Below are 25,485 nucleotides of genomic sequence, written 5' to 3' on the forward strand. Positions count from 1 at the left end.
AACATGCCGGACGCAGGCGCTGGGCGGACGCGGCTGGCGGACCTCACCTTGGCGCGACCGGTGTCGTCCAGGTCGGCCGAAAACACCATGGCGCCAAACGTCGCACGGCAGCCGCATTGCCTGCGTCTACCTCGAATGTCGCCCACCCGGTCAACGGAAAGCCGCCACGCGTGCAGGTGAAGCCCGCGCTTGGCACCGGTCACAGCAGGACCATGACGCAGTGCAGATTGGCCTTGCACACCGGCTCGGCTACATTGCAAACGTTTTCCTGGAACACTGGACCGCTGGATGCCCCGCTTCACTCGCCTGGCCCTGAGCCTGTTACTGCTGACTTCCGCCCCCGCCGCACTGGCTGCCGCGCCGCTGACTACCCAGGCAGAGCGCAGCGGTTTCATCCAGACCGGCCGCTACGACGAAGTCATTGCACTGTGCGATGCATTTGCGCAGCGCTACCCGCAGGCGGTGCGTTGCATCCAGTTCGGCACCACGCCCGAGGGCAGGCCGATGAAGGCCTTGATCGCCTCCACCAGCGGCGCGCTCGACGCGCAATCGGCAGCGCAACGCAAGCTGCCGGTGGTCTTGGTCCAGGGCGGCATCCATGCCGGCGAGATCGATGGCAAGGATGCGGGCTTTCTTGCTCTGCGCGAGTTGCTCGACGGCAAGGCCGGCCACGGCGTGCTGGACAAGTTGGTGTGGGTGTTCGTGCCGGTATTCAACGTCGATGGGCATGAGCGCTTCGGTGCCTGGAACCGCCCCAACCAGCGCGGCCCCGAGCAGATGGGCTGGCGCACCACCGCGCAGAACCTCAATCTCAACCGCGATTACGTCAAGGCTGACGCGCCGGAAATGCAGGCCATGCTGCAACTGGTGCAGCAATGGGACCCGCTGATGTATGTAGACCTGCACGTCACCGACGGCGCCAAGTTCGAGCACGACGTCTCGGTGCAGGTGGAACCGGCGCATGCCGGCGATGCGAGCTTGCAGCGCGATGGCACACGCTGGCGCGACGCAGTGCTTGCCGATTTGAAGAGACAGGGCTCGTTGCCGCTGCCGTACTACCCGTCCTTCGTGCACGAAGACGACCCCAGTTCCGGCTTTGCCGATGATGTGTCGCCGCCACGCTTTTCGCATGGCTATTTCCTGCTACGCAACCGCTTCGGCATGTTGGTAGAAACGCATTCGTGGAAGGATTACCCCACGCGCGTGCGGATCACCCGCAACGCCATCGTCTCGGTGTTGCAGCAGGCCGCACGCCATGGCACCCAGTGGCGCGCCGATGCACTGGCGGCCGATCAGCGCGCCACGCGCTTGGCCGGCACGACCGAACCGTTGAGCTTCGCTGCGGGCCCAGACGCACGCACCGTGGCGTTTCGTGGCTACGCGTATACGCGCACACCGTCGCCGATTTCCGGCGCGCTGATGACGCGCTACGACGAAAGCAAGCCCCAAGTCTGGAAGGTGCCGCTGCGCGACCAGATCAAGCCCGATGTGGTGGTGGATGCGCCGCGCGGCGGCTACCTGGTCCCGGCTGCGCAAGCAGCCTTGGTGGGCGAAAAACTGCGCCTGCATGGCATCCAGTTCACGACCATCGGCAATGCGGCGCAGCGGCCGGTGCAAACCTTCCGCGCCGACGCGGTCAAGTTCGCGGCACGCTCCAACGAAAGCCATCAGACAGTCGAACTCAGCGGGCAATGGCGCGATGAAAGCCGCGATGTGCCGGCTGGCTCGCTGTTCGTGCCGATCGCCCAATCCAAGGCGCGCCTGGTGATGGCGATCCTGGAACCGCAGGCGCCGGATTCGCTGCTGCAGTGGGGCTTTTTCAATACCGCGTTCGAGCGCAAGGAATACATGGAAGCCTACGTCGCCGAAGACGTCGCGCGCGACATGCTCGCCAACGATGCCGCGTTGAAGGCGCAGTTCGAACAGCGCATCGCCAGCGATCCGGACTTTTCCAACAACCCGCAGGCGCGGCTGGAATTCTTTGCCAAGCGCCACGCATCGTGGGATGAGCGCTACCAGCTCTACCCGATCCTGCGCACCGCGCAGACCGACTTCTAACCGCCTGCGGATTCTGCACGCGTCGGCGCGGCATCACCGCGCCTTTCCGATTTGGGCACCTCGGTGCCCCTCGTATGTGTTTTGACCCAGTACCACAAGGATATCCCGTGCCACAGCTCGATATGAAACCGTTTACATCCCGTCATCACCGTCCACGGCCCCTGGTCCTGGCGGTCGTGATGGGCTTGGGCAGCGCCCTGGCCGCGCCGCTGGCCGTTGCGCAAGGCGCGCCATCTTCGCAGCCGTGGATGGACACTGCATTGACCCCGGACCAGCGCGCCGACCGCCTGCTGGCGCAGATGAGCGAGGATGAAAAATTCCAGATGCTGCGCAGCTATTTCGGCCTGGGCACCGACAAGATTCCCAAGCCCGAAGGCGCGCTCGGTTCGGCCGGCTACGTTCCCGGTATTGCGCGCCTGGGCATTCCCGCCCAGCAACTGGCCGATGCCGGCGTCGGCGTGACCAACCCCGGCGGCATCCGCAAGGGCGACTACGCCACCGCGATGCCCTCGGGGCCGTCGACCGCATCGAGCTGGAACCGGCAACTGGCGTATACCGGCGGCAAGACCATGGGCCGCGAATCCTGGCAGCAGGGCTTCAACGTGTTGCTCGCCGGCAGCGTCAACCTTCAGCGCGACCCGCGTAATGGGCGCAACTTCGAATACGCCGGTGAAGACCCGTTGCTGGCCGGCACCATGGTCGGCGAATCGATTCGCGGCGTGCAAAGCGAACATGTGCTGTCCACGATGAAGCACTTCGCACTCAACGATATGGAAACAAGGCGCAACTTTCATAGCGCGCAGATCGGCGAGCAGGCGATGCACGAATCGGACCTGCTGGCCTTCGAGATTGCACTGAAGATCGGCGACCCGGCCTCGGTGATGTGTTCGTACAACAAGATCAACGGCATCTATGGTTGCGAGCACGATTACCTGCTCAACCAGGTGCTCAAGCAGGAATGGAAATACCCCGGTTACGTGATGTCCGATTGGGGCGGCGTGCATAGCGGTTCCAAGGCGGCATTGGCCGGGCTGGATCAACAATCGGCCGGCGAAGTGTTCGACGCGGCGGTGTTTTTCGATACCCCGTTGCGCATGGCGGTGTCTGCCGGCGTGGTGCCGCGCGCGCGCTTGGACGACATGGTCAGGCGCGTGTTGCGTAGCCTGTTCGCACATGGCGCTTTCGATCACCCCACTCAGCGTCAGTCCATCGACGGCAAGGCCGGTCTGTTGGCTGCGCAACATGTGGCCGAAGAAGGCAGCGTGTTGCTGCGTAACGAGCAGGCCACATTGCCGTTGTCCAAAGACGTGCGTCGCATTGCCGTGATCGGCGGCTACGCCGACAAGGGCGTGATGTCCGGCGGCGGCTCCTCGCGCGTGGACTACACCATCAACGGCGGCAACGCGGTACCGGGCATCACGCCGACCACCTGGCCCGGCCCGGTGATCATCCATCCGTCCTCGCCGCTGCAGGCACTGCGTGCGGCATTGCCGAACGTGCAGATCGATTACGTGGACGGCAAGGACCGCAATGCGGCCGCACGCGTCGCCAAGGCCGCCGATGTGGCGATCGTGTTCGCCACCCAGTGGGCGGCCGAATCGGTGGATCTGCCGGACATGCGCTTGCCCGACAACCAGGACGCGTTGATCGACGCGGTGGCCAAAGCCAACCCGAAGACCGCCGTGGTGCTGGAAACCAACGGACCGGTGCGCATGCCGTGGGCCGAACGCGTGCCGGCGGTGTTGCAGGCGTGGTATCCGGGCATCGGTGGCGGTGAGGCGATCGCCAACCTGCTGACCGGCGCGGTGAATCCTTCCGGCCACCTGCCGGTGACCTGGCCGGTGGACGAATCGCAGCTGCCGCGTCCGTCGATTCCGGGGCTGGGCTTCAAGCCGGCCAAGCCGGGCGAAGACACCATCGACTACGCCATCGAAGGCGCCAACGTCGGCTACAAGTGGTTCGCCGCGCGCAAGCTGACACCACGCTACCCGTTCGGCCCTGGCCTGTCGTACACGCAGTTCCGCATGGGCGGGCTGCAGGTGGAGGCACGCGGCAGCCAGCTCACCGCCAGCTTCGAGGTGGAAAACACCGGCCCGCGCGAAGGCGCCGCCGTGCCGCAGCTCTACATCACCCTGCCCGACGGCCACGCCACCCCGCTGCGCCTGATCGGCTGGCAGAAACTCACGCTAAAGCCTGGCGAAAAACGCAGCGTGCAGGTCGTCGCAGAGCCCAGGACCTTGGCCGATTTCGATGCCAAGGCACGTCGCTGGACGATTGCCGCGGGCACGTACCACGTGCAGCTGGCGCGCTCGGCGAGCGAGCCGGTGCAAACTGCCCAGGTCACGCTGCAGGCGGCACAGTTGCCGTGAGCGCACGTGGCGCATGCAGCAATGCATGCGCCACGTGCGCCGGCATCGGGCCGGTTCGGTTGCCGTGCCGCGTACGGGGCGACAAAAAAAATGTGCCGGGTGCGTTGACAGCTTCGCGCCCAGCTTGCACAATTCGCTCCCTGAGTCGCCCAGGTGGCGGAATTGGTAGACGCACTAGCTTCAGGTGCTAGCGGGGGCAACTTCGTGGAGGTTCGAGTCCTCTCCTGGGCACCACGACTCACGGTAGATCGTAAAAAACCTCGCTTCGGCGGGGTTTTCTGCGTTTGGGCGATGTGCAAGACAGGCAGCGCGATGCGCTGGTCGACAGTACGCCCCCGCCTGCTCAACTATCCGGTCGGGCGCGCTACTGGCAGTCGAAGGATGCACTCCGCTCGGCTTCGGGCATGGGGTCGCTGCGCAAGGTGCCTGTGCAGATGCGTGCGGTATCGCTGATGCGCAGGGACACCTGCACTGCCTCACCGTACGCGCAAACCACATAGATGCCGTGCGGGTCTGCATCATCGAAACGCCAGACCCAGTGCGCCAAGCCACGCGGCTGCGCTGCTTCCGCGTTGCGCGGCACCAGGGCGGCACGCTCGCGGGGGTGGCCCGAATACACGCCAATCGACGATAACCGCAGCGCCTGGTGCGGATCGACGCCGAGCTGCGCGCCCAACGGCAGGTCCGGGCTCTGCAAGGTGCCATCGGTGATGTGCAAGGCTGCCGGGCACTGCAATGTGGGTGTGGCCAAGGCAGGCAACGCAAGCACCGGTGCGAGAAGCACCGCTAGGCACTGCAATGATCTGACGAACGACGCCCCTGCCATGATCGCAAACCCCTGATGTGCAACTGCACCGGACGAAGCGGCAATGTTGCCGTGTTTTGAAACCGGACCGTGCTGCAGACCTGGCCACGCAGGCCTGCAGCGCGTTGCGTTGCCTAGTTGCTGCCGGCCATCTGCTCAAGATAATCGGTCAGATAATGCTCGGGATTGATCTGCTCCGAGACACCGGCGTCATAGCCGACACGCGCCGGCTTCGCCGCACCTGGCAGGTACAACTCGCCACCACCTTCGTCGAGGATCAGCAGCACGTACGGACGGCCTTTCAGCTGAACCGTGTAGCGGGTGTCCTTTTGCGTAGCGGCCGTTGTTGCCAGCAGGATCTTGTCGTCGATCTCGCTGTCGGCACCGGTTACCTCCACCAGCGCCTGATTTTTTTCGCGCGGGCCGTAGCGCAAGGTCGACACCTTGACGCCATCGTTTGAGCTATACGCCTTGGCCTGCTTGGCCACCTCCGGACGTACGGCCGCAGCCTGCGTCTGCACAACGGCAGCGAGAGCAAGAAGTGGGATGAGCAATGCCGTCGCACAGACGCGACGCCATGAGGATCGAAACATCATCGAAGCTTCCTTGTGTGATGAAAAACGCAGACCGCATGCCCGCGCACGACGCCGCGCGTGGCCCTCTCGAAAAAACAGAGCCGCGCTTGGCAGCGACGCATGCTACCCCAACCCTTGCGAGAGCGCCTGGCACCTCACCTGCGCAAGCGGCCCATCGCGCGCGCCTGAAAGCGGCCTCACGCGGCCAATCAATATTGGATCCGGCCGTATTGACGACCCGCTCAAGTTGGATCGGCAGCCGCGGCGTCTTCGGTGCATCGTGCATTGGCACATGCCCGCATGTCGCCATCGGCCGGTGAGTGCAGCGGTGTGGCCGGTTCGTCGATACGTGTGGAAAGACAGCGTACTGTCGAACCGCTTGCTCACCGAAAACGCAGCAACGCGTTGCGCTGGCGTCACCGGCTGCTTGGTGTCCAGATCGGCAAGCCGCTCGACGCCGCGAAAGAGCCCCTTGCCGCTGTACACCACGACACCGCCTGACCGACGATGCCGTAACGCCCTGGATAGTGGGCTCAGTGCCCGCCAGCTGCCGCCGCACTTCCGGCCCCGGCACCGAACGGCGGTTTTGCCAGCCACAGGAAGAAGATGATCGCCAGGAACGTCCATCCAAGCAGATAGAAGATGTCGTTGAAACCCATCTGCGAGGCCTGGTGGTTGATCATGTTATTGAGCGATGCCGCACCGCGTTGCAGGTCGCCCTGCCCCATCGCGGTCACCTGCTCCTGCATGCCGGGCGTGTACACCGAAATGTGCTCGGTAATGTGCGCGTGGTGCACCTGGGTACGGCGTGCCCACAGATACGTGGTCAACGATGCGGCAAAGCTACCGCCCAGCGTGCGCAGGAAGGTGGCCAGGCCCGAACCAGCCGCGATCTCGCGGCCATCCAGATCCGACAACAGGATCTGCAACACCGGCATGAAGAACAACGCCACGCCCACGCCCATCACCAACTGGATCGTGGCCACATGGCCGAAGTCCACCTGCAGGTTGAAATTGGAGCGGAAGAAGCTGGTGAACGACATGAAGATAAAGGCGATGGTGGCCAGCATGCGCAGGTCGAAGCGCAGCGCGTATTTGCCTACGAACGGCGTCATCAGCACCGGCAGGATGCCGATCGGCGCGGTGGCAAGGCCGGCCCAGATCGCGGTATAGCCCATATCGCGCTGCAGCCATTGCGGGATCAGCAGGCTCACGCTGAAGAACGCCGCATACGCCACCACCATCGCCAAGGTACCGGCGCGGAAATTGCGATGCCGGAACAACTTGAGATCGACGATGGGATCCTTGTCCGTCAACTCCCAGATCACGAACACCACCAACGCCACTGCCGCGATGCAGGCCAGCACAACGATCTTGTCCGAAGAGAACCAGTCTTCGTCATTGCCCAGATCCAGCACCAGCTGCAGTGCGCCCACGCCAACCACCAGCAGGATCAGGCCGATGTAATCCATGTGCGGCTTTTCGAGCTGTTCGGGACGATGCCGCAACTGCGAACCGACGATGCTGCTGGCGATGATGCCCAACGGCACGTTGATCAGGAAGATCCATTCCCAGCTGTAGTTGTCGGTGATCCAACCGCCGAGAATCGGCCCGGCGATCGGCGCCACCACGGTAATCATCGCCAGCAACGCCAGCGCCTGCCCGCGTTTTTCGCGCGGATAGATCGACACTAGCAGACTCTGGGTGATGGGATACATCGGGCCGGCAACAAATCCTTGCAGCGCGCGCGCCACCACCAGCATCCCCATGCTCTGCGCAAGACCGCACAGCAGCGAGGCGATGGTGAACGCCAGCGTGGACCACACGAACAACTTGGTTTCGCCAAACCGGCGACTCAACCAACCGGTCAGCGGCAGCGCAATGGCAGTACTGACCGCGAACGAGGTGATCACCCAGGTGGCCTGCTGCGAGCTGGCGCCGAGGTTGCCGGCGATGGTCGGCAGCGAGACGTTGGCGATGGTGGTGTCCAGCACCTGCATGAACGAGGCCATGGCCAGGCCCACGGTGCACAACGCCACGCTGGCCGGGCGAAATCCGGCGGCCGGCGCCGGTGCCGCCGGGCCGCCGGGCGCGGTGGGAGCTTGCGAAGACATGGTGGCTTAGCCCGCCTTGCTGGCAGCCTGCGAGGGCAGGTTGTCCTGGATGATGCGTTGGATGTCGGCGTCGGCAGCCTTGAGCTGCTGCGCATACACGTCAGTGGAAAATACCGCGCCGTTGGCGACCTTGGTCGGCAGCACGCTGCCCTGCTGATCGTGCAGGTTCACATCGACCTTCATCGACAGGCCAATCCGCAGCGGATTGCTGGCCAGCTGCTTGGCATCCACTGCAATGCGGACCGGCACGCGCTGCACGATCTTGATCCAGTTGCCGCTGGCGTTCTGCGCCGGCAACAGCGAGAACGCGCTGCCGGTCCCCAGGCCAAGGCTCTCGATGCGACCGGTGTAATCCACGCCACCGCCGTACAGATCAGAATGCAGTTCCACCTCCTGGCCCAGGCGCATGTGCTTGAGCTGGGTTTCCTTGAAATTAGCTTCCACCCACACCTGCTCCAGCGGCACCACCGCCATCAACACACTGCCCGGCTGCACACGCTGACCAACCTGCGCCGAGCGCCGTGCGACATACCCGGACACCGGCGCCACCACGCCGGTGCGCGCATGATTCAAATACGCCTGACGCAGTTGTGCGGCGGCGGTCTGCACGTCCGGCTGGTTGGCCACCGCACTGTCGTCCACCAATGCACGGTTACGCTCCAAGCTCTCGCGCGAGCCGCTCACGGCCGCTTCGGCGGCGGCCAGTTCGTCGCGGGCATGCGCCAGTTCTTCATTGGAGATGGCGCCAGTGGCGGCCAGGTCCTTGCGCCGTGCAAAGTCCGAGCGCGCACTGCGCAGCGTGACTTCGCGTGCGGACAACTCGGCTTGCGCACCTTCCACGGTGCGATACAGACCGCGCACCTGACGCACGGTCTTGGCCAGGTTGGCTTCGGCCTGCTGCAAGGCGACCTCGGTATCGGCCGGATCCAGCTGCACCAGCAACTGGCCGCGCTCCACACGCATGCCGTCTTCGGCGCCGATGCTGACCACGGTACCGCCCACCATCGGGGTGATCTGCACCTGGTTGCCCTGCACATACGCGTCGTCGGTGTCTTCGTGCCAACGGCCGACCAGCAAGTACCACACCACCAGGCCGATGATCGCCAGGATCACCACGATGGCCACGATACGCAGCGCAGCGCGGCGCTTGCTGGGCGCAGCCGGTGCGGGTTGAGGAGAAGTTGAAGTCGTCTGGCTCATCGTCGATGTCTCAGGAATTCGGTTGTGCGGAAGTGGGCGCGGTGTGGGCGGTGTCGCGTGAGGGCTGCGGCGTGAATCCGCCGCCCAGCGCACGCTGCAACCTCACCGAGGCCAGAAGTTGTTGCGACTGCAGCCCGGCCATACGTTGGCGTGCGACGAGCAACTGCTCTTGCACGCTGAGCACTTCCAGATAGCTGCCGATGCCGGCGCGGTAACGCTGCTGGGCCAGCTCGAAGGCGGCCGTGGCGGTCTGCACGGCATCGTTCTGCGCTTGTGCGCGTTGCTCCAGCGAACGCACGGCGGTGACCTGGTCGGCCACTTCGCGCAGCGCCGCGATCACTTTCTGGTTGTAGTCGGCCACGGCCAGGTCGTATTGCGCATCGCTGCCGGCCAGGTTGGCGCGCAGCTTGCCGCCGTCGAAGATCGGCAGGCTGAGCGCCGGCGCAACCAGACCGAACACCGAGCCGCTTTCCAGCAGCTTGCCCACATCCGGATTGATCACACCGCCCAATGCGGTGAGGTTGAGGCTGGGATAGAAGCGGGTCTTGGCGACTGCGATGTCCTTGTCGGCCGCCTCCACGCGCCAACGCGCCGCCACCACGTCCGGGCGACGACCCAGCAGGTCGGCCGGCAGCATGCTCGGCAACTGCGTGGCGATGCCCGCAGCGAGTGCAGGACGGGCGATGTCCAGACCGCGATCCGGGCCCTGCCCGAGCAAGGCTGCCAATGCGGTGCGGGCTTCGTCGATCTGCTGCTGCGCCGATTGCAGCTGCTGTTGCGCGGCCGGCACCCGCGCTTGCGCCTGGCGCACCTGCAATTCGCTGTCGATGCCGGCGCTGCGGCGTTGCCGGGTCAGCTCCAGGGTCTTCTGCGCACGGCTCAATTCGTCGTTGGCCAGGTCGTGCAGGCTCCACGCGTACGCGAGCTGCGCATAGCCTTCGGCAATCGCCGACGACAGGTTCAATCGTGCCGCCTGCGCATCCACTTCGGCCGCATGCGCCTGGTCCACTGCCGCTTCCCACGCGCTGCGCTTGCCACCCCACAGATCGATGCCGTAGCGGAAATCCAGCACGACCTGCGCGCTGCCGCCGTAGCTGCCGCCGAGCTCTTCGCCGACCATGGATTCAGGCAGTTGCAGGCCGGTGTAGCCGCCGGACACCGAGAGGCTGGGGCCGCGTTCGGCCTGTGCACTGCCGATACGCGCCTGCGCCTGCTGCAGGCGCGCATCCGCCGCAGCGAGGCTGGGGCTGTGCTGCAGGCCTTCGGCGATCAGCGCGTCCAGCTGCGCATCGCCCAGCGCGCGCCACCAGTCGCTGGCCGGCCACGCGGCCGGACTCAGCGCGGTTTGCTGCGCCAGGGTGCGCTCTGCATGCAGCGTGCCGGGATCCAGCACGGCGCCCTGCGGATTCAGGCCACGGCTGCTGGCGCAGGCGGCCAACGCCAGTGCCAGGGCGGTGATAACGAGCGGCTGCGCCAGGCGCATCGAGCGCGGGCGCAGCATCTGGGTCGGGGAACTAGCAGCGTTCATGAGTTGAGTGCATCGCGGACACGGATAAGAAGTGAGGTGAGAAGTTCGCGCTCGGCCGCGGACAGGTCGCGCAGGCCGTGCTCGATGGCGCGTTCGCCGCGCAGGCGCAGCCGCTCCCAGAGCGCCACGCCCTGCTCGGTCATGACGATCTGCAGCGCGCGCCGGTCCTGCGCATGCGGCTCACGCCGCACCGCGCCCAGCGCTTCGAGCTTGTCGAGCAGGCGGGTCACCGCGCTCGGGGTCTGGTCCAGCGCCAGCGCCAGTTCGTTGGCCGTGCACGGCGAGCGCACCGCCAAGATCTTCAGGCCTACGTAATGGCTGAAGCCGAAATCGGGCAGTTCGCCCTTCATCTCGGCATCGAGCTGGCGCATCAGCGCATCGCGCACCTGACGCAGCAACAGGCCGAACGACGGCGCGGCGGAAGACGAAACATTCATGCGGCACATTTTGTTCCGAAAAATATATTTGTCAACGCAATTATCCCGCCAGGGATTAAACCGCACGCAAGGATCGCCACCTTACGCGGCGTGCGCGCTGGCTCGGTAATACAATTCGGCCAATGAGTATCGAAAACCCGCCAACCCAGATCGACGCATTGCCGCCCGGCATACGCGCCAGTTTCGAAAAGGCCGATGGGCCCGTGCTGATCGCGTTCCTGGCCGAACTGCGCGAGGTGTGGGCGCCGGAAACCGCCTGGCACGCGCATGTCCGCGGCCAGCTGATGTATGTGGAACATGGCGTGCTCACCGTGCATACCGAACAAGGCGCCTTGTCGCTGCCACCGGGTTGCGCCGGCTGGCTGCCGCCCGGGCAGCAGCACACCGTGGAGCTGGCCGGGCCGATGCGCGGCTGGGGCGTGGTTGTGCGACCGGATGCCTGCGCCGCCCTGCCTGCGCAAGGCGGGGTGATCCGGCTGACCGGTCTGGCCCGCGAGGCCATCATGCGGGCCGCCAGCTGGCCGCTGGATCAGCCCCTGGATACCGCCCAGCAACGCCTGGCTGCGGTGCTGCTGGACGAGCTATGCCAGGTGCAGATCGACCACCTGCACCTGCCGATGCCCGCCGACCGCCGGCTGCTGCGGATCGCCCGCCAGTTGCTCAACACGCCCGCCGACCCGCGCCCGCTGGACGCCTGGGCCGACTGGGGCGGATTGTCGCCGCGCAGCTTGAGCCGGCATTTTCGCGACGAGACCGGCCTGAGCTTTGCGCAGTGGCGGCAGCAGGCCCGTCTGACCGAGGGCCTGCGGCGGCTGAGCCAGGGCCATGCGGTGGCGCAGGTGGCCGACCAGCTTGGCTACAGCAGCCCCAGCGCCTTCGTCAGCGTGTTCCACCGCCATTTCGGCGCCCCGCCCGCCCGTTATCTGGCCGGCTCGCATGCGCGCGGCTTGGCATCCCCCGCCGCATCCGGATAATCGGCGCTCTTCGAGCCCGCGCCCCGGCGTGGGTTCCTCTTCACGCAGGACCTGGCTTTACATGACCAATCTGACCCGCCCCACCTTCCACGGCTTCGAACAGCTGCCGCTGCGCGAGTACGCCGAACGCGCCTATCTCGACTACTCGATGTACGTGGTGCTCGACCGCGCCCTGCCGTACCTGGGCGACGGCCTGAAGCCGGTGCAGCGCCGCATCGTCTACGCGATGAGCGAGCTGGGCCTGAATGCCGCCGCCAAGCCGAAGAAATCCGCGCGTACCGTGGGCGATGTGATCGGTAAGTACCACCCGCACGGCGACAGCGCCTGCTATGAGGCGCTGGTGCTGATGGCGCAGCCGTTCTCCTACCGCTATCCGCTGATCGAAGGCCAGGGCAACTTCGGCTCCACCGACGACCCAAAGTCGTTCGCCGCGATGCGCTATACCGAGTCCAAGCTGACCCCGATCGCCGAAGTGCTGCTGGGCGAGCTTGGCCAGGGCACGACCGACTGGGCGCCCAACTTCGACGGCACCCTGGAAGAACCCACCTGGTTGCCGGCACGCCTGCCGCATCTGCTGCTCAACGGCACCACCGGCATTGCGGTGGGCATGGCCACCGACGTGCCGCCGCACAATCTCAACGAGATCGTCAGCGCATTGCTGCGGCTGCTCGATGATCCCGATGCCAGCGTCGCCGACCTGTGCGAGCACGTTCTGGGCCCGGATTACCCGACCACCGCCGAGATCATCACGCCGGCTGCGGACCTGCGGAACATCTACGAAACCGGTCACGGCAGCGTGCGCGCACGCGCCACCTACAAGAAAGAGCACGCCAACATCGTCATCGATGCGCTGCCCTACCAGGTCTCCCCGTCCAAGGTGATCGAGCAGATCGCCCAGCAGATGCGTGCCAAGAAGCTGCCGTGGCTGGAAGACATCCGCGACGAATCCGACCACACCAGCCCGGTGCGGGTGGTGCTGGTGCCGCGCTCCAACCGCGTGGATGCCGAGCAGTTGATGGGCCATTTGTTCGTCACCACCGACCTTGAGCGCAGCTACCGCGTCAACCTCAACGTGATCGGCCTGGACGGCCGCCCGCAGGTCAAGAACCTCAAGCACCTGCTGAGCGAATGGCTGAGCTTCCGCAGCGATACGGTGACCCGCCGCCTCAACCACCGCCTGCAGAAGGTCGAGCGTCGCCTGCACCTGTTGGAAGGCTTGTTGATCGCCTTCCTCAACCTGGACGAAGTGATCCGCATCGTCCGCAGCGAAGACGAACCCAAGCCGGTGCTGATCTCGCGCTTCGCGCTGAGCGAAGAACAGGCCGAATACATTCTGGAAACCAAGCTGCGCCAACTGGCGCGCCTGGAAGAAATGAAGATCCGCGGCGAACAGGAAGCGCTCGCCAAGGAACGCGCGCAGATCATGGCGATCCTGGAAAGCAAGACCAAGTTGAAGAAGCTGATCAAGGACGAACTGACTGCCGACGCCAAGAAGTTCGGCGATGCGCGTCGTTCGCCGCTGGTGCAGCGCGGCGCCGCGCAAGCCATCGACGAAACCGAAATGGTGGCCAGCGAACCGATGACCGTGGTGCTGTCGCAAAAGGGCTGGGTTCGCGCGGCCAAGGGGCACGAAGTCGACCCGGCCGGCATGTCCTACCGCGATGGCGATGGCCTGCTGGCGGCGGTCCGCAGCCGCAGCACGCACCAGGTGGCGTTCCTGGATTCGGACGGCCGCGCCTATTCCACCGCCGTGCACACCCTGCCCTCGGCGCGCGGTAACGGCGAGCCGCTGACCGGGCGGTTCTCGCCGGCGTCTGGCGCGGCGTTCCAGGTCATGGCCAGTGCCGACAACGCCGCCCGCTTCGTGCTGGCGTCCTCGCACGGCTACGGCTTCGTCACCCGTTTCGAAAACCTCACCGGCCGCAACAAGGCCGGCAAGGCCATGCTCAACCTGACCACCGGATCGCATGTGCTGACGCCGGCCCAGGTCAGCAACCCGCAAACCGATCGCATCGTCGCGGTGACCAGCGCCGGCAATCTGCTCGCGGTGCCTGCAACCGACGTGCCCGAGCTGGACAAGGGCAAAGGCAACAAGATCATCGAGATCCCCAAGGCCAAGCTCGGCACCGAACGGGTGGTGGCCGTGGTGGCGGTCGCCCCGGGCAACACGCTGCTGGTACGCAGCGGCGCACGCACCATGAGCCTGTCGTTCAAGGACCTGGACACGTATGTGGGCGCACGTGCGAGCCGTGGGTCGTTGTTGCCAAGAGGGTGGCAGAAGGTGGATGGACTGGAGGTGCAGTGACGGTGATTCACTCGTCTGGCGCGCGGCGGCGCGACTGGCATTGCTATCGCCTCAAGCTGCTGAGGCGCGGCAGAAGGTGGATGGACTGGAGGTGCAGTGACGGTGATTCACTCGTCTGGCGCGCGGCGGCGCGACTGACATTGCTATCGCCTCAAGCTGCTGAGGCGCGGCAGAAGGTGGATGGACTGGAGGTGCAGTGACGGTAATTCACTCGTCTGGCGCGCGGCGGCGCGACTGGCATTGCTATCGCCTCAAGCTGCTGAGGCGCGGCAGAAGGTGGATGGACTGGAGGTGCAGTAACGGTCATCCACTCATCGCGCGCGGCGGCGCGACTGACACTGGGGTCTCCGCGGTCTGCTGAGGCGCGGCAAAAAGTCGATGGGCTGGAAGTGCAGTAACGGCATCCACTCACCGCGCGCGGCGGCGCGGCTGACCTGCAATCGCCCTCAGCCCGCCAAGGCGCGGATCACCCACGCACCGCACTGCGTTGTCTTGGCTGGGAGGTTCAATGCTGTACGCGGATGGCCAGGAAGCAAAAGCCGGTGATCTGATCGAGATCGACACGCGCTACCGCGGGACTGTCGTTGCCTGCATGGACACAGCCGATCATCTTCAAGGCCACGAGAGCTGGAACTATCTTGGTCACGGCATCATGGTCGACACGGACTTTTGTGGCCTGGTTCATTACGATCAGGCCTGCGCCGATGCAGAGGGACTGCGGCTCATCGCGCGTCTACCAGTCAGTTGAATCACCCCGTCACGCGATTTGATTCCGGCAAGTGCTGTAGCGTCTGAACTGACGCAGCGAACATAGTTCTGTGGCCCCTCCCAGCATGCAACCACGCAGCCGGCGATCTGATCGATGCGCCTGGCCGCAAAGCCAACTCCATCACCCGCAATACTGAGCCCCCTGCCGCGCCGCGTAGACTGGCGCGTTTTATCTTAAGCGCGGTACCACACTGGGCTGCACCAACACGACGAGACCATGGATACAGACTTCTGGCTGCAACGCTGGCACGACGGACAGACAGGCTTTCATCAGGACGAGGTCATGCCGCTGCTGCAGAAGCACTGGCCCGCACTGCAGCTGCCACATGCGGCACGCGTGCTGGTACCGCTGTGCGGCAAGACACTGGACATGCACTGGCTGGCTGCGCAAGGCCATCGTGTCCTGGGCGTGGAGCTGTCGCCGCTGGCCGTGACGCAATTCTTCGCCGAAGCGGGCCTGCAGCCGCAGCGCCACACCAGCAGCGCCGGCGAGCATTTCATCGCCGGCCCCATCGAGATCATCTGTGGCGACGCGTTCGCACTCGATCGCAGCGTGCTGGCCGATTGCATGGCGGTGTATGACCGTGCAGCACTGGTGGCATTGCCTGCCGAACTGCGCCGGCAGTATCTGCACACGACCTACGCGCGCCTGCCGGCCGGTTGCGGTGGGCTGCTGATCACCCTGGACTATCCGCAGGCCGAAAAAGCCGGCCCACCCTTCGCGGTGGATGCCGCCGAAGTGCATGCGCTGTTCGATGCGCAGTGGCAGGTGCAGCAGCTGGAACAGCGCGACATCCTCGAGCAGGAACCACGTTTTCGCGCCGAGGGCGTCACCGCACTGACCACTGCGGTCTATCGCCTGCAACGCTGCTGAGTGCCGGCGGGGTAACGCGCGGCCCATGTCCCGGGCCTGACGCTGCACTGGCTGGCGCTAATGCGGCAGCGACCTCGGGTTGCCGACGTTCGGGCCCAGTGCGTCGCTCCAGGCGCGTGCCACGCGAAGCCAGCTACGCGCCATCGTTGACGCCCTGCGTCCCGGCGCCCGCACGGCGCTCCCGCGAAACGACCCTGTACTGATCAACCCAGGCAACTTGCCCCAGCCGGTCAGCGCCTCTGCTGTGCAAGAAGAACGGCCCTGCCCAGCGCTCCCTGATGGGCAGCGCAACGCTCCGCCTCGCCGAGCGCCACACCGCGTCTGCCACGCCACTCGCCACTCAACCGGCGACGTGGCCCTTGTCGATCTTCGAGGTCTGGTACAGCTCCAGCCCGATGCGCTTGATCAGGCCAAGCTGCTGCTCCAGCCACCACGCATGATCTTCTTCGGTGTCCTGCAACTGCTTGAGCAACACGTCGCGGCTGACGTAGTCGCCATGCTCTTCGCACAGCTTCATGCCGGCAGCGAGCGCAGCGCGCACTTCGTACTCGACAACCAGGTCGCGCTCGAGCATTTCGACCACGGTCTTGCCGGGGGTGAATTCGGCCGGGCGCATGTCCGGGTCGCCTTCCAGGAACAGGATGCGCCGCAACAGCGCGTCGGCGTGCTCGGTTTCCTCCTCCATCTCATGGTTGATGCGCTCATACAGCGCCATCAGGCCCTGATCCTCGTACCGGCGCGAATGCAGGAAATATTGATCGCGGGCCGCCAATTCACCGCGCAGCAGCTGCTTGAGGTAATCGACGACTTCGGGATGGCCTTTCATGGTGTGCTCCAGCGACGCAGTGCGCGCATGGTGCCCTAAGCCGCCGGGCAATGATCTAATCGGAATCACTTTCAGTTGCGCTTGCGGCCAGACCCGCCACGGTCATGTCCGCCGGCCACACTTCACTGGGGTCCAAGGAACCGACAATGCGTAAATGGCTGGGCCGGCTGCTGCTGGGAATCGTGTTGCTGGTCCTGGCGGCCAGCCTGGGGCTGTATCTGTTGATGCGCGGCAGCCTGCCGCAGTTGGACGGCGACAGCGCGCTCGGCGGCCTGGCTGCGCCGGTCAGCGTGCAGCGCGACCGGCTGGGCGTGGTCACCATCGAGGCAGCAAACCAGCTTGATGCGATGCGTGCGCTCGGCTACGTGCATGCGCAGGAACGCTATTTCGAGATGGACCTGATGCGCCGCGCACCGGCCGGCGAGTTGTCCGAGCTGTTTGGCGCCAAGGCCGTGGACCTGGACAAGCGCAACCGCGTGCACCGTCTGCGTGCGCGCGTGCAGGCCAGCCTGGATATCGCCACCGGCAGCCAGCGCGCCGCATTGCAAGCGTATACCGATGGCGTCAACGCAGGACTGGCGGCACTGCGCGTACGGCCCTGGCCCTATCTGCTGCTGCGCCAGACACCGCGCGCATGGACGCTGGAGGACTCCATCCTCAGCGGCCTTGCGATGTACGCGGACCTGCAGGACAGCGACAACCAGACCGAACTGGCCGCCGCACGCATCCGTGCCGTGGTGCCGCCTGCGCTGGCGGCGCTGCTCGATCATCAGGGCTCCAGTTGGGACGCGCCATTGTTCGGACCGCCACAGGGCGACGCCCGCTTGCCGGATGCGGACGCGCTGGATCTACGCCGTCTACCGCATCCGCCTGCCGCGCCGCACGCGGAAACGCCGACGCCGGGCAGCAACAACTTCGCGGTAGACGGCAGCCTCACCGCCGACGGCCGCGCCATCGTTGCCGACGACATGCACCTGGGCCTGCGTGCGCCCAATATCTGGTTCCGCGCACGCCTGCGCTATGCAGACAGCAACGCGCCCGATGGCAAGGTGGATGTCACCGGATTCACGCTGCCGGGTCTGCCGGCGGTGGTCGTGGGCAGCAACGGGCATGTGGCGTGGGCGTTTACCAACAGCTATATCGACACTGCGGATTTCGCGCGCATTCCTGCACCCACACCGGGTCACCCGCAAGCACTGACCACGCATGTGGAAACCATCCGCGTGGCGGGCGCAGCGCCGGTGCAGTTCGAGGTCCGCGAAGCGGCGTGGGGACCGCTGCTGCACGTCAATGCCGACGGCAGCGCGCTGGCATTGCGTTGGGCAGCGCAGTTGCCCGGTGCGATCCGGCTGGACTTCGCCCAGATGAGCACAGCGGGCGATCTGCAGGCGGCGTTCGCGGTGGCCGACCGCTCCGGCATTCCGGCGCAGAACCTGTTGCTTGCCGATCGCAGCGGACGCATCGCCTGGCGCCTGATCGGCGCGCGCCCCGCGCGCAACACCGGGTGCGGCCCGAGCGGGATTGCCGAATTGGCGACATCGACGCCCGCGCCTGAGGCAGCATCCGGCGCAGCTGCAGAGCTGGCTGCAGCGCCTTCGATGTCTGGCACCTGCCTGCCATGGTCGCTGCGCAGCGACGCTGCGCCGGCGTTGATCGATCCGCCATCGCACCGGCTCTGGACCGCCAACAACCGTATCGTCGATACGCAGCAACTGGCAACGCTTGGCAACGCAGGTTACGACCTTGGCGCGCGGGCACGGCAGATTCGCGATGATCTTTTCGCAAAGCAGCGCTTCAACGAACGCGACCTGCTGACCATCCAGCTCGACGATCGCGCCGTGCTGCTCACGCGCTGGTGGCACCTGTTGCGTAGCGTGGTCGAGCACAGCAAGGACCCGGCACTACAACAGGTCGCATACGCCACGCGCGACTGGGATGGGCGCGCATCGACTGGCTCGGCCAGCTATCGCATCGTGCGCGAATTTCGCAGCAAGACCATCGAGGCGGTGGAAGCCGGCCTGCTGGCGCCGGCAAAAGCCGCGCTTGGGGAGGAGTTCCTGCCGCCACGTCGTGCGCAACTGGAGGGCATCGTCTGGCCGTTGCTGCAACAGCGCCCAGCCAACCTGCTACCGCCCGCCGCCGCAAGCTGGGACCAGTTGCTCGAAGATGCTGCGCGCAGTGCGCAGTCAGACGTGACTGCCGAAGACGCACAAAGCGAACCGCGCGGCCAGCACACCTGGGGCCAGCGCAATACTGCCGCCATCTGCCACCCCATCGCGCGTGCACTGCCCGCCCTGGCCAAGCGTTGGCTCTGCATGCCGCCCGATCAACTGCCGGGCGACCGCGACATGCCGCGTGTGCAAGGCCCGGCCTTTGGCGCCTCCGAGCGCATGGTGGTCTCGCCCGGCCACGAGCAGGACGGCATCGTGCACATGCCCGGCGGCCAGAGCGGCCACCCGTTCTCGCCGTTCTGGGGCGCAGGACACGACGATTGGGTGCATGGCAGACCCACACCATTTTTGCCCACTGCCACGCGTTACACGCTGCACTTGCGTCCGCAGTAACAGCGGGCGGCAACGCTGCTGCGCCGCGTCCAGCGCAGCAGGACGAAGACGTCAACGGCATCGCCGCTTCAAGCCCCTCTCCCCTTGGAAGAGGGGTTGGGGTGAGGGTACGCCCATCACACACCATGAGTGTGTGTGGACCTCTTCGCGCGTGCATGGGGCCTCGCACATACCCTCGTCCGCCCTTCGGGCACCTTCTCCCGCATGAGCGGGACACTGTTCGGCAGGAGAAGGAAGCTGCGCACGCATGCCTTGTGCGTCTCCGCGCTCCGCATCTTCGCGTCGCATGGTTGCATCCGCACACGGGCGCGCAGACGCCATCGACCATGGCGCCCAGCATCCCGTCTCCGTGATCGAGCAAACACATCATGCTAAGATGCACTTGATAACCATTCCCATTAGTGACCAATGCGCCCCACGCTTCTTGTCACCGCGCTTGCCGCTGCGCTCGCCCTGCACGCCCTTCCCGCCTTGGCTCAACACACAACCTCGCCGGCCGTGACCGAGCTGGATAGCGTGGATGTCGTCGGCCGTGCGCAGACGCTCTACAAGTCCGAAGACGCAGCCGTTGCCACGCGTACCGATACCCCGCTGGCGCTGGTGCCTCAGTCGGTGCAGGTGCTGCCGCGCGAGTTGATCGACGACCAGGCTGCGCGGCAGATCACCGATCTGTATCGCAGCATCAGCGGCATCAGCTTCTTCAGCTATGCCGGCGTGACCTTGCGCGGTTTCCGCCAGGAAAACGTGCTGTACGACGGCCTGCGCGGCGACCCGTATGCCGGGTTCTCGGTGCCGCAGCTGTTCAACATCGAACGCGTGGAAGTGCTCAAGGGTCCAGCCGGTGCGCTGTACGGCGGTGGCGAACCCGGGGGTGTGATCAACTACGTCACGCGCAAACCCGCTCATCAGGCGGCGCGCCGCATCGAACTGCAGCTGGGCAATCAATCCTTCGGTGCAGCCTCGTTCGAGGCCACCGGCCCTGCGCGCGCAGATGGCCGCATCCGTTACCGCATCGGCGCCTATGCCGATGGCGAAGACGGGTTTCGTTGGAATACCGACAGCCAGAGCCAGATCGGCGATGCGTCGGTGGCCTTCGATCTCGGCGATACCGGCGAGCTCACCCTGCAATACATCGACATCACCCAAAACCTGGGCGGCAACCGGTTGCGCGGCGTACCGGTCGATAACGACGGCAACTTCCTCACCGACCGGCGCTGGAACCACAACGAACCCACCGATTTCCTGGACATGCGTGCCAAGGTGGCGCTTGCGCAGTATCGGTTTGCGCCGTCCAACGCGTGGGACGTGGACATGGCGCTGCGCTGGTTCAAAAACCAGGAGCATCAGATCTATCACGAGCCGATGGGCTTGATCGACCGCGATCGCGACGGCACCGCCGAGTGGATGACCCGGCAGCTGCGCAATCAATACCGCGACAACGATGCGATCTCCAGCAACGTCAACGCGATATTCCGCACCAGTACCGGGGCGATCGACCACAAGCTGCTGATGGGCGCGGACTACTACCGCCTGGACGCGGATTTCCGCGCGCAAACCGCCAACACCGCCGACAGCGGACGCGTGCGTGGCCCGGTGCCTGGCATCGATTTGTTCAACCCGGTGTACGGCCGCAGCGGCTTCTACGATTACGGTTTGGATGCCCTGCCCTGGCGTGCCACCAGCACGCGCAGTCAACGCTATGGCGCCTATCTGCAGGACGAACTCACGCTGACGCCGCGCTGGTATGCAATGGCCGGGTTACGCTGGGACGGCTTCAAGGACGACGACCTGCTGAGTGGCTCGCACGTCACCGGCAACGATCTCAGTTGGCGCGTCGGCAGCACCGTGGTGTTACGCGACGGCATCAATGCCTACGCAAGCTATGCCAGCGGTTTCCTGCCGCAGGACGCGGCCAATCAGGACAGCAGCGTGGGCGGCCCGTTCGCACCGGAACGCAGCACGCAATGGGAAGTGGGCCTGAAGACTGCGCTCAATGATGGCGGACTCACCCTCAACACGGCGCTGTACCGCATCGAGCGCAGCAATATCGTGCAGGCGAACGGGCGCGTCGTCGACGGCGTCAATCAACTCTCTGCGCTTGGCTTGGTGCGCAGCGAAGGGTTGGAAGTCGACCTGCTGGCCGACCTGACCAAGCGCTGGGTACTCAATCTCACTTATGCCTACAACGATGCACGCGTGCTCGATGCAGGCACCAACGGCATCACCAATGCCTCTGGCGATCGCTTCGCCAATGCACCGCGCAACACCTTCGGCCTGTGGACGCGCTACGACCTGCCGATGTGGCGCTCGGCGATCGCCTTCGGTGCCGACTACGTGGGCGAACGCGTCAGCCTGGATGGCCAACGCGTCAAACCGTATGCCATTTACGACATCAGCTGGCAGACGCAGTGGGACGCGTGGAAGCTGCAGATCAACGTCAAGAACCTGTTCGACAAGGTCTATGCGGTAAGCGGGTTCAATACGCGCGCCGGGCACTTCCCCGGCGAGCCGCGTCGCATCTACGTGCAGCTGGCTTACAGCTTCTGACCAGCGCGCAGCGGGTATGTGGCACGCCACCGGCAAGCTGGGCGATCGACGTGCACAGCGCATCGCGCATGCGGCTGCCACCTGCTCCAAATACGTGTTGCTCGTGTTTGGAAAGACACACGGCGTCTGACACCGCACGACCACCTGCATGCGCAACATCGTTGAAGACGGGCGCAAGTCGTGGCGTGGAACTGCGAATCTGTTCAATGCAAGATGCATCGAGCGCTGACGACAGCGTTCGCAATGTGATGCCGGTCAACGCAGCGGCTTCTCGGATGGGAAAAACAGCCTCGACTGCAGCAACGTAATGAACCTGCGCCGAATCGCGCGGCTGCGCATGGGCTGGAACTTAACGTTCGGTGGGACACACTAGAGCCCGTCGCGATTGGAGTCCTGCTCCGCACATCGCCCTTCTCCCCCCACTGATCGGAATCCGCATGCCTGTGCTTGCCCGCTCCGTTTCCGCCCTGTTGCCACTGCTGTTTGCCACTGCCTGCTCGGCCGCGCCGCCAGCCAAATCCGGCCCGCCGGATGCGCCTGTGGCTGCCTGCACCGCCAAGGTACGCCCTGGCCAGGACCTGCAAAAAGCCATCGACAAACTGCCGCAGAGCGACAAACCGACGGTACTTTGCCTGGAAAAGGGCGAGTTCCCGCTCAACGGCTTGGTCTCGATCCACCGCGGCAACTTCACCCTGCGCGGCCAGGGCCCGAGCACCGTCGTGCGCATGGCCGACGGTGTGCAGCAGCCGGTGCTGGTGGTCGGCGATTACGAAAACCAGCAGCCCACCGGGGTGATCCCCAACGTCAGCATCGAAGACATGCAGATCGTCGCGAGCACAGGCGACAAGGAGTTCATGCCCGAGCGCCCCTACCTGAGCAATAGCGCGGTGGTGGTGCGGTCCGGACAAGGGATCCGGCTTGCCGGTTTGCAGGTCAACAAGTGCCGCAGCGCGTGCCTGCTGAGCGAGTACGACACCCGCGAGATCACCATCGAAAACAACGATGTGTCCGGCGCAATCTGGGACGGCGTCTCGTTCAACCGCACCGCCAAGGTCACGATGGTCAACAACTACATCCACGACAACGTGGCCGCCGGCTTGACCACCGAGCACCTGGAAGACAGCGAGATCCGCAACAACCGTTTCGAGCGCAACGGCAGCCAGGGGATCTATCTCTCTGACGCGCGGCGCAACCGCTTCAGCAACAATCAATTCGACGGCAACAAGGTGGCCGGCGTGTTTCTGGCCTGCGCGATTCGTTATCGCACACCGGAAATCTTGTGCTGGGACAACAGCATGAGCCAGGACAACGTGTTCGAGAACAACCGTTTTGCCAACACGCCGTTTACCTACACCATCGGCGTGGACCGCGCAGCCAACTGCACCTCGGCCGACTTCAAGCCGAACCTGTGGCGCAACAACCAGGCCGACATGGCCGGTGTGGATATCGATCCGCAGCGCTATGGGTACTGCGTGCGTCACGAGCAATAAGACGCGCTATTGACTGAGCGGCCGGCCATGCAGCGATGCAGGCCGGCCGCTTTAGTGACTGCAGCCTTATGACGCCAGCGCCTGCGCGTGCACCCCGGCAATCGCGCGGCCCGATGGGTCGGCCATCGCGGCAAAACTCGCATCCCAGGCAATCGCCGTTGGCGAGGAACAGGCAATCGACTTGCCGCCCGGCACGGTTTCCGCCGCCGCCTGACCGGGGAAAAACTGCTCGAACAAACTGCGATAGAAATACGCCTCCTTGGTCTGTGGCGGGTTGACCGGGAAGCGTCGGTCGGCGGCGGCCAGTTCGCGGTCGCTCACCTGCGCCTGCGCATGCGCCTTCAGTCCGTCGATCCAGCCGTAGCCCACGCCGTCGCTGAACTGCTCTTTCTGACGCCACAGGATCGATTCGGGCAGGTAGCCGGCAAATGCCTCGCGCAGTACGCCCTTCTCCATACGCGTGGCCCCGCTGCTGGTCTTGTCGATCATCTTGAAGCCGGCATCCATGCGCATCGCCACGTCCAGGAATTCGCGGTCCAGGAACGGCACGCGTGGCTCCACGCCCCAGGCCATCATCGACTTGTTCGCGCGCAGGCAATCGTAGTTGTTGAGCGCATCGAGCTTGCGTACCAGCTCTTCGTGGAATTCGCGCGCGTTCGGCGCCTTATGGAAATACAGGTAGCCGCCGAAGATCTCGTCGCTGCCTTCGCCGGACAGCACCATCTTGACGCCCATTGCCTTGATCCGCCGCGCCAGCAAGAACATCGGCGTGGAGGCGCGAATGGTGGTGACGTCATAGGTTTCGATGTGGCGAATGACGTCGGGCAATGCATCCAGGCCTTCGTCGAAGGTGTATTCGAAACCATGATGCACGGTGCCGAGCGCTGCGGCAGCCACTTCGGCGGCGGCCAGATCTGGCGAACCCTTCAAGCCGATCGCGAACGAATGCAAGCGTGGCCACCAGGCCTCGGTGATGTCGTTTTCTTCGATGCGATGACGGGCGTAGCGCGCGGCCACGGCCGCAACCAGCGAAGAATCCAGGCCACCGGACAGCAACACACCGTACGGCACATCGGTCATGAGCTGACGGTGCACGGCGCGCTCGAATGCTTCGCGCAATTCCTGCAGTTGCACCTGTACACCTTCCACCGCGTCATAGTCGCGCCAGGCGCGCTCGTAGTAGCGGCTCAGTGCGCCGGTGGCGCTGTCGTACCAATGACCCGGCGGAAATTGCGCGGCATCGGCACAGTCGTCCACCAGCGATTTCAGTTCCGACGCCACCCGCAAACGGCCTTCGCGGTCGTGTCCCCAGTACAGCGGCACCACGCCGATCGGGTCACGCGCGATGATGACGCGCCCTCGTGTCTTGTCCCACAGCGCGAAGGCAAAGATCCCGTTGAGGCGGTTGAGATACGAGGCCGGCGTATCTTCGCGATACAGCGCATTGATCACCTCGCAATCGGAGCCGGTCTGGAACGCATACGGCTGCAGCAGTTCCGCCTTGAGTTCGCGATGATTGTAGATCTCGCCATTGACCGCCAAGGCGAGCTGCCCGTCGTCGGAGAGCAACGGTTGCGAGCCGCCCGCCGGATCGACGATGGCCAGGCGCTCGTGCACCAGGATGGCGCCGGTATCGACGTAGACGCCGCTCCAGTCGGGCCCGCGATGCCGCTGGCGCTGCGAGCATTCCAGCGCCTGCCGGCGCAGCGCCTGCAGGTCGTCACCAGGTTGCAGGCCGAAAATACCGAAGATGGAACACATGGAAACACTCCTGAAGAACTGCGGGGGTTGGCGGCCGGTGAGAGCGTGCTGCAAGGATCGACACCCATAAAAAAACCCGCATCGGCCGATGCGGGTTTTTCTGGTTCCTGGGCGTTTGGTGGACGTCGCCTAGTCGCAGACCCGCATCGGCCGCGCACGATTATTCGCGCGCAGATTGTTGCGGTTGGCGTTATTGAGGTTGGCGAGGCGAGTGACCATGTCGCCGACGCTAACGGTTCGGTTGTACCGGCGCAACTGTTTCAGCGGCAACAACGGCGTCTGCGCGGTCC

Annotated in this window: 19 protein-coding genes and 1 tRNA gene; 11 read left to right on the forward strand and 9 right to left on the reverse strand. The window is 65.0% G+C overall.

Annotation, left to right across the window (positions count from 1 at the left end; translation table 11 throughout):
• The first annotated feature begins 288 nt into the window (after positions 1-288).
• From ACCQ03_RS11005 to ACCQ03_RS11015, 3 genes are all read left to right on the forward strand, one after another.
• Positions 289-2,058 (forward strand): M14 family metallopeptidase, encoded by a 1,770-nt coding sequence (locus ACCQ03_RS11005; protein ID WP_150145754.1) that lies wholly within the window; start codon positions 289-291, stop codon positions 2,056-2,058.
• Positions 2,059-2,237: 179 nt separating this feature from the next.
• Positions 2,238-4,427, forward strand: a complete 2,190-nt coding sequence (locus ACCQ03_RS11010) for a beta-glucosidase family protein (protein ID WP_209225460.1) — start codon at positions 2,238-2,240, stop codon at positions 4,425-4,427.
• A gap of 147 nt (positions 4,428-4,574) precedes the next feature.
• A tRNA-Leu gene (locus ACCQ03_RS11015) sits at positions 4,575-4,661 on the forward strand.
• 130 nt (positions 4,662-4,791) lie between these two features.
• On the opposite strand, the gene ACCQ03_RS11020 is transcribed toward ACCQ03_RS11015, so the two are convergent.
• On the reverse strand, positions 4,792-5,178 hold the full coding sequence (locus tag ACCQ03_RS11020) for an STY0301 family protein (protein WP_370512613.1): 387 nt from the start codon (positions 5,176-5,178) through the stop codon (positions 4,792-4,794).
• A gap of 188 nt (positions 5,179-5,366) precedes the next feature.
• Positions 5,367-5,753 carry a hypothetical protein gene (locus ACCQ03_RS11025; protein WP_057678308.1) on the reverse strand — a complete coding sequence of 129 codons (387 nt, stop codon included), beginning with the start codon at positions 5,751-5,753 and terminating at the stop codon, positions 5,367-5,369.
• Positions 5,754-6,107: 354 nt separating this feature from the next.
• Between ACCQ03_RS11025 and ACCQ03_RS11030 the strand changes: the two genes are divergently transcribed.
• On the forward strand, positions 6,108-6,308 hold the full coding sequence (locus tag ACCQ03_RS11030; RefSeq protein ID WP_158011221.1) for a hypothetical protein: 201 nt from the start codon (positions 6,108-6,110) through the stop codon (positions 6,306-6,308).
• A 32-nt stretch (positions 6,309-6,340) separates the two neighbouring features.
• Here the strand turns inward: ACCQ03_RS11030 and ACCQ03_RS11035 are convergent, their stop codons facing one another.
• From ACCQ03_RS11035 to ACCQ03_RS11050, 4 genes are read right to left on the reverse strand one after another with little or no spacing between them, the layout of a single operon-like run.
• Positions 6,341-7,921 carry a DHA2 family efflux MFS transporter permease subunit gene (locus ACCQ03_RS11035; protein WP_209225347.1) on the reverse strand — a complete coding sequence of 527 codons (1,581 nt, stop codon included), beginning with the start codon at positions 7,919-7,921 and terminating at the stop codon, positions 6,341-6,343.
• A 6-nt stretch (positions 7,922-7,927) separates the two neighbouring features.
• Positions 7,928-9,121 (reverse strand): HlyD family secretion protein, encoded by a 1,194-nt coding sequence (locus tag ACCQ03_RS11040; protein WP_057678307.1) that lies wholly within the window; start codon positions 9,119-9,121, stop codon positions 7,928-7,930.
• Between the two features lie 10 nt (positions 9,122-9,131).
• Positions 9,132-10,622 carry an AdeC/AdeK/OprM family multidrug efflux complex outer membrane factor gene (locus tag ACCQ03_RS11045; protein ID WP_057678306.1) on the reverse strand — a complete coding sequence of 497 codons (1,491 nt, stop codon included), beginning with the start codon at positions 10,620-10,622 and terminating at the stop codon, positions 9,132-9,134.
• Positions 10,623-10,645: 23 nt separating this feature from the next.
• Positions 10,646-11,086, reverse strand: coding sequence for a MarR family winged helix-turn-helix transcriptional regulator (locus ACCQ03_RS11050; RefSeq protein WP_017155712.1), 441 nt, complete (start codon positions 11,084-11,086; stop codon positions 10,646-10,648).
• A gap of 122 nt (positions 11,087-11,208) precedes the next feature.
• Here ACCQ03_RS11050 and ACCQ03_RS11055 point away from each other — a divergent pair, with 122 nt between their 5' ends.
• The 4 genes from ACCQ03_RS11055 to ACCQ03_RS11070 all read left to right on the forward strand — a co-directional run bounded on the left by ACCQ03_RS11055 (position 11,209) and on the right by ACCQ03_RS11070 (position 16,007).
• Positions 11,209-12,060: an AraC family transcriptional regulator gene (locus tag ACCQ03_RS11055; RefSeq protein ID WP_209225349.1), complete on the forward strand. Its 852-nt coding sequence runs from the start codon at positions 11,209-11,211 to the stop codon at positions 12,058-12,060.
• Between the two features lie 61 nt (positions 12,061-12,121).
• Positions 12,122-14,365, forward strand: a complete 2,244-nt coding sequence (gene parC, locus ACCQ03_RS11060) for a DNA topoisomerase IV subunit A (protein WP_209228047.1) — start codon at positions 12,122-12,124, stop codon at positions 14,363-14,365.
• Between the two features lie 508 nt (positions 14,366-14,873).
• Positions 14,874-15,113, forward strand: coding sequence for a hypothetical protein (locus ACCQ03_RS11065; protein WP_057679638.1), 240 nt, complete (start codon positions 14,874-14,876; stop codon positions 15,111-15,113).
• 237 nt (positions 15,114-15,350) lie between these two features.
• Positions 15,351-16,007 (forward strand): thiopurine S-methyltransferase, encoded by a 657-nt coding sequence (locus ACCQ03_RS11070; protein WP_057679639.1) that lies wholly within the window; start codon positions 15,351-15,353, stop codon positions 16,005-16,007.
• 340 nt (positions 16,008-16,347) lie between these two features.
• On the opposite strand, the gene bfr is transcribed toward ACCQ03_RS11070, so the two are convergent.
• Positions 16,348-16,833: a bacterioferritin gene (bfr, locus tag ACCQ03_RS11075; RefSeq protein WP_003485327.1), complete on the reverse strand. Its 486-nt coding sequence runs from the start codon at positions 16,831-16,833 to the stop codon at positions 16,348-16,350.
• Between the two features lie 146 nt (positions 16,834-16,979).
• Between bfr and ACCQ03_RS11080 the strand changes: the two genes are divergently transcribed.
• The 3 genes from ACCQ03_RS11080 to hpaM all read left to right on the forward strand — a co-directional run bounded on the left by ACCQ03_RS11080 (position 16,980) and on the right by hpaM (position 23,434).
• Complete coding sequence (locus ACCQ03_RS11080) at positions 16,980-19,397, forward strand: penicillin acylase family protein (protein ID WP_209225353.1); 2,418 nt, start codon at positions 16,980-16,982, stop codon at positions 19,395-19,397.
• 408 nt (positions 19,398-19,805) lie between these two features.
• Positions 19,806-21,944 carry a TonB-dependent siderophore receptor gene (locus tag ACCQ03_RS11085; RefSeq protein ID WP_150145752.1) on the forward strand — a complete coding sequence of 713 codons (2,139 nt, stop codon included), beginning with the start codon at positions 19,806-19,808 and terminating at the stop codon, positions 21,942-21,944.
• Between the two features lie 359 nt (positions 21,945-22,303).
• The gene (gene hpaM, locus ACCQ03_RS11090; RefSeq protein ID WP_209225355.1) at positions 22,304-23,434 is read left to right on the forward strand and encodes a type III secretion-associated outer membrane-bound protein HpaM; all 1,131 of its coding nucleotides are present in this window, start codon (positions 22,304-22,306) and stop codon (positions 23,432-23,434) included.
• Positions 23,435-23,500: 66 nt separating this feature from the next.
• Here hpaM and asnB read toward each other — a convergent pair whose 3' ends face one another.
• Both asnB and ACCQ03_RS11100 read right to left on the reverse strand, forming a co-directional pair.
• The gene (gene asnB / locus ACCQ03_RS11095) at positions 23,501-25,195 is read right to left on the reverse strand and encodes an asparagine synthase B (RefSeq protein WP_209225357.1); all 1,695 of its coding nucleotides are present in this window, start codon (positions 25,193-25,195) and stop codon (positions 23,501-23,503) included.
• 129 nt (positions 25,196-25,324) lie between these two features.
• Positions 25,325-25,465 (reverse strand): hypothetical protein, encoded by a 141-nt coding sequence (locus tag ACCQ03_RS11100; RefSeq protein ID WP_506185208.1) that lies wholly within the window; start codon positions 25,463-25,465, stop codon positions 25,325-25,327.
• Between the last annotated feature and the right edge of the window lie 20 nt (positions 25,466-25,485).

Origin of the sequence: Xanthomonas sp. NCPPB 3569 (assembly GCF_041475645.2) — a bacterium.
Lineage (GTDB): Bacteria > Pseudomonadota > Gammaproteobacteria > Xanthomonadales > Xanthomonadaceae > Xanthomonas > Xanthomonas phaseoli.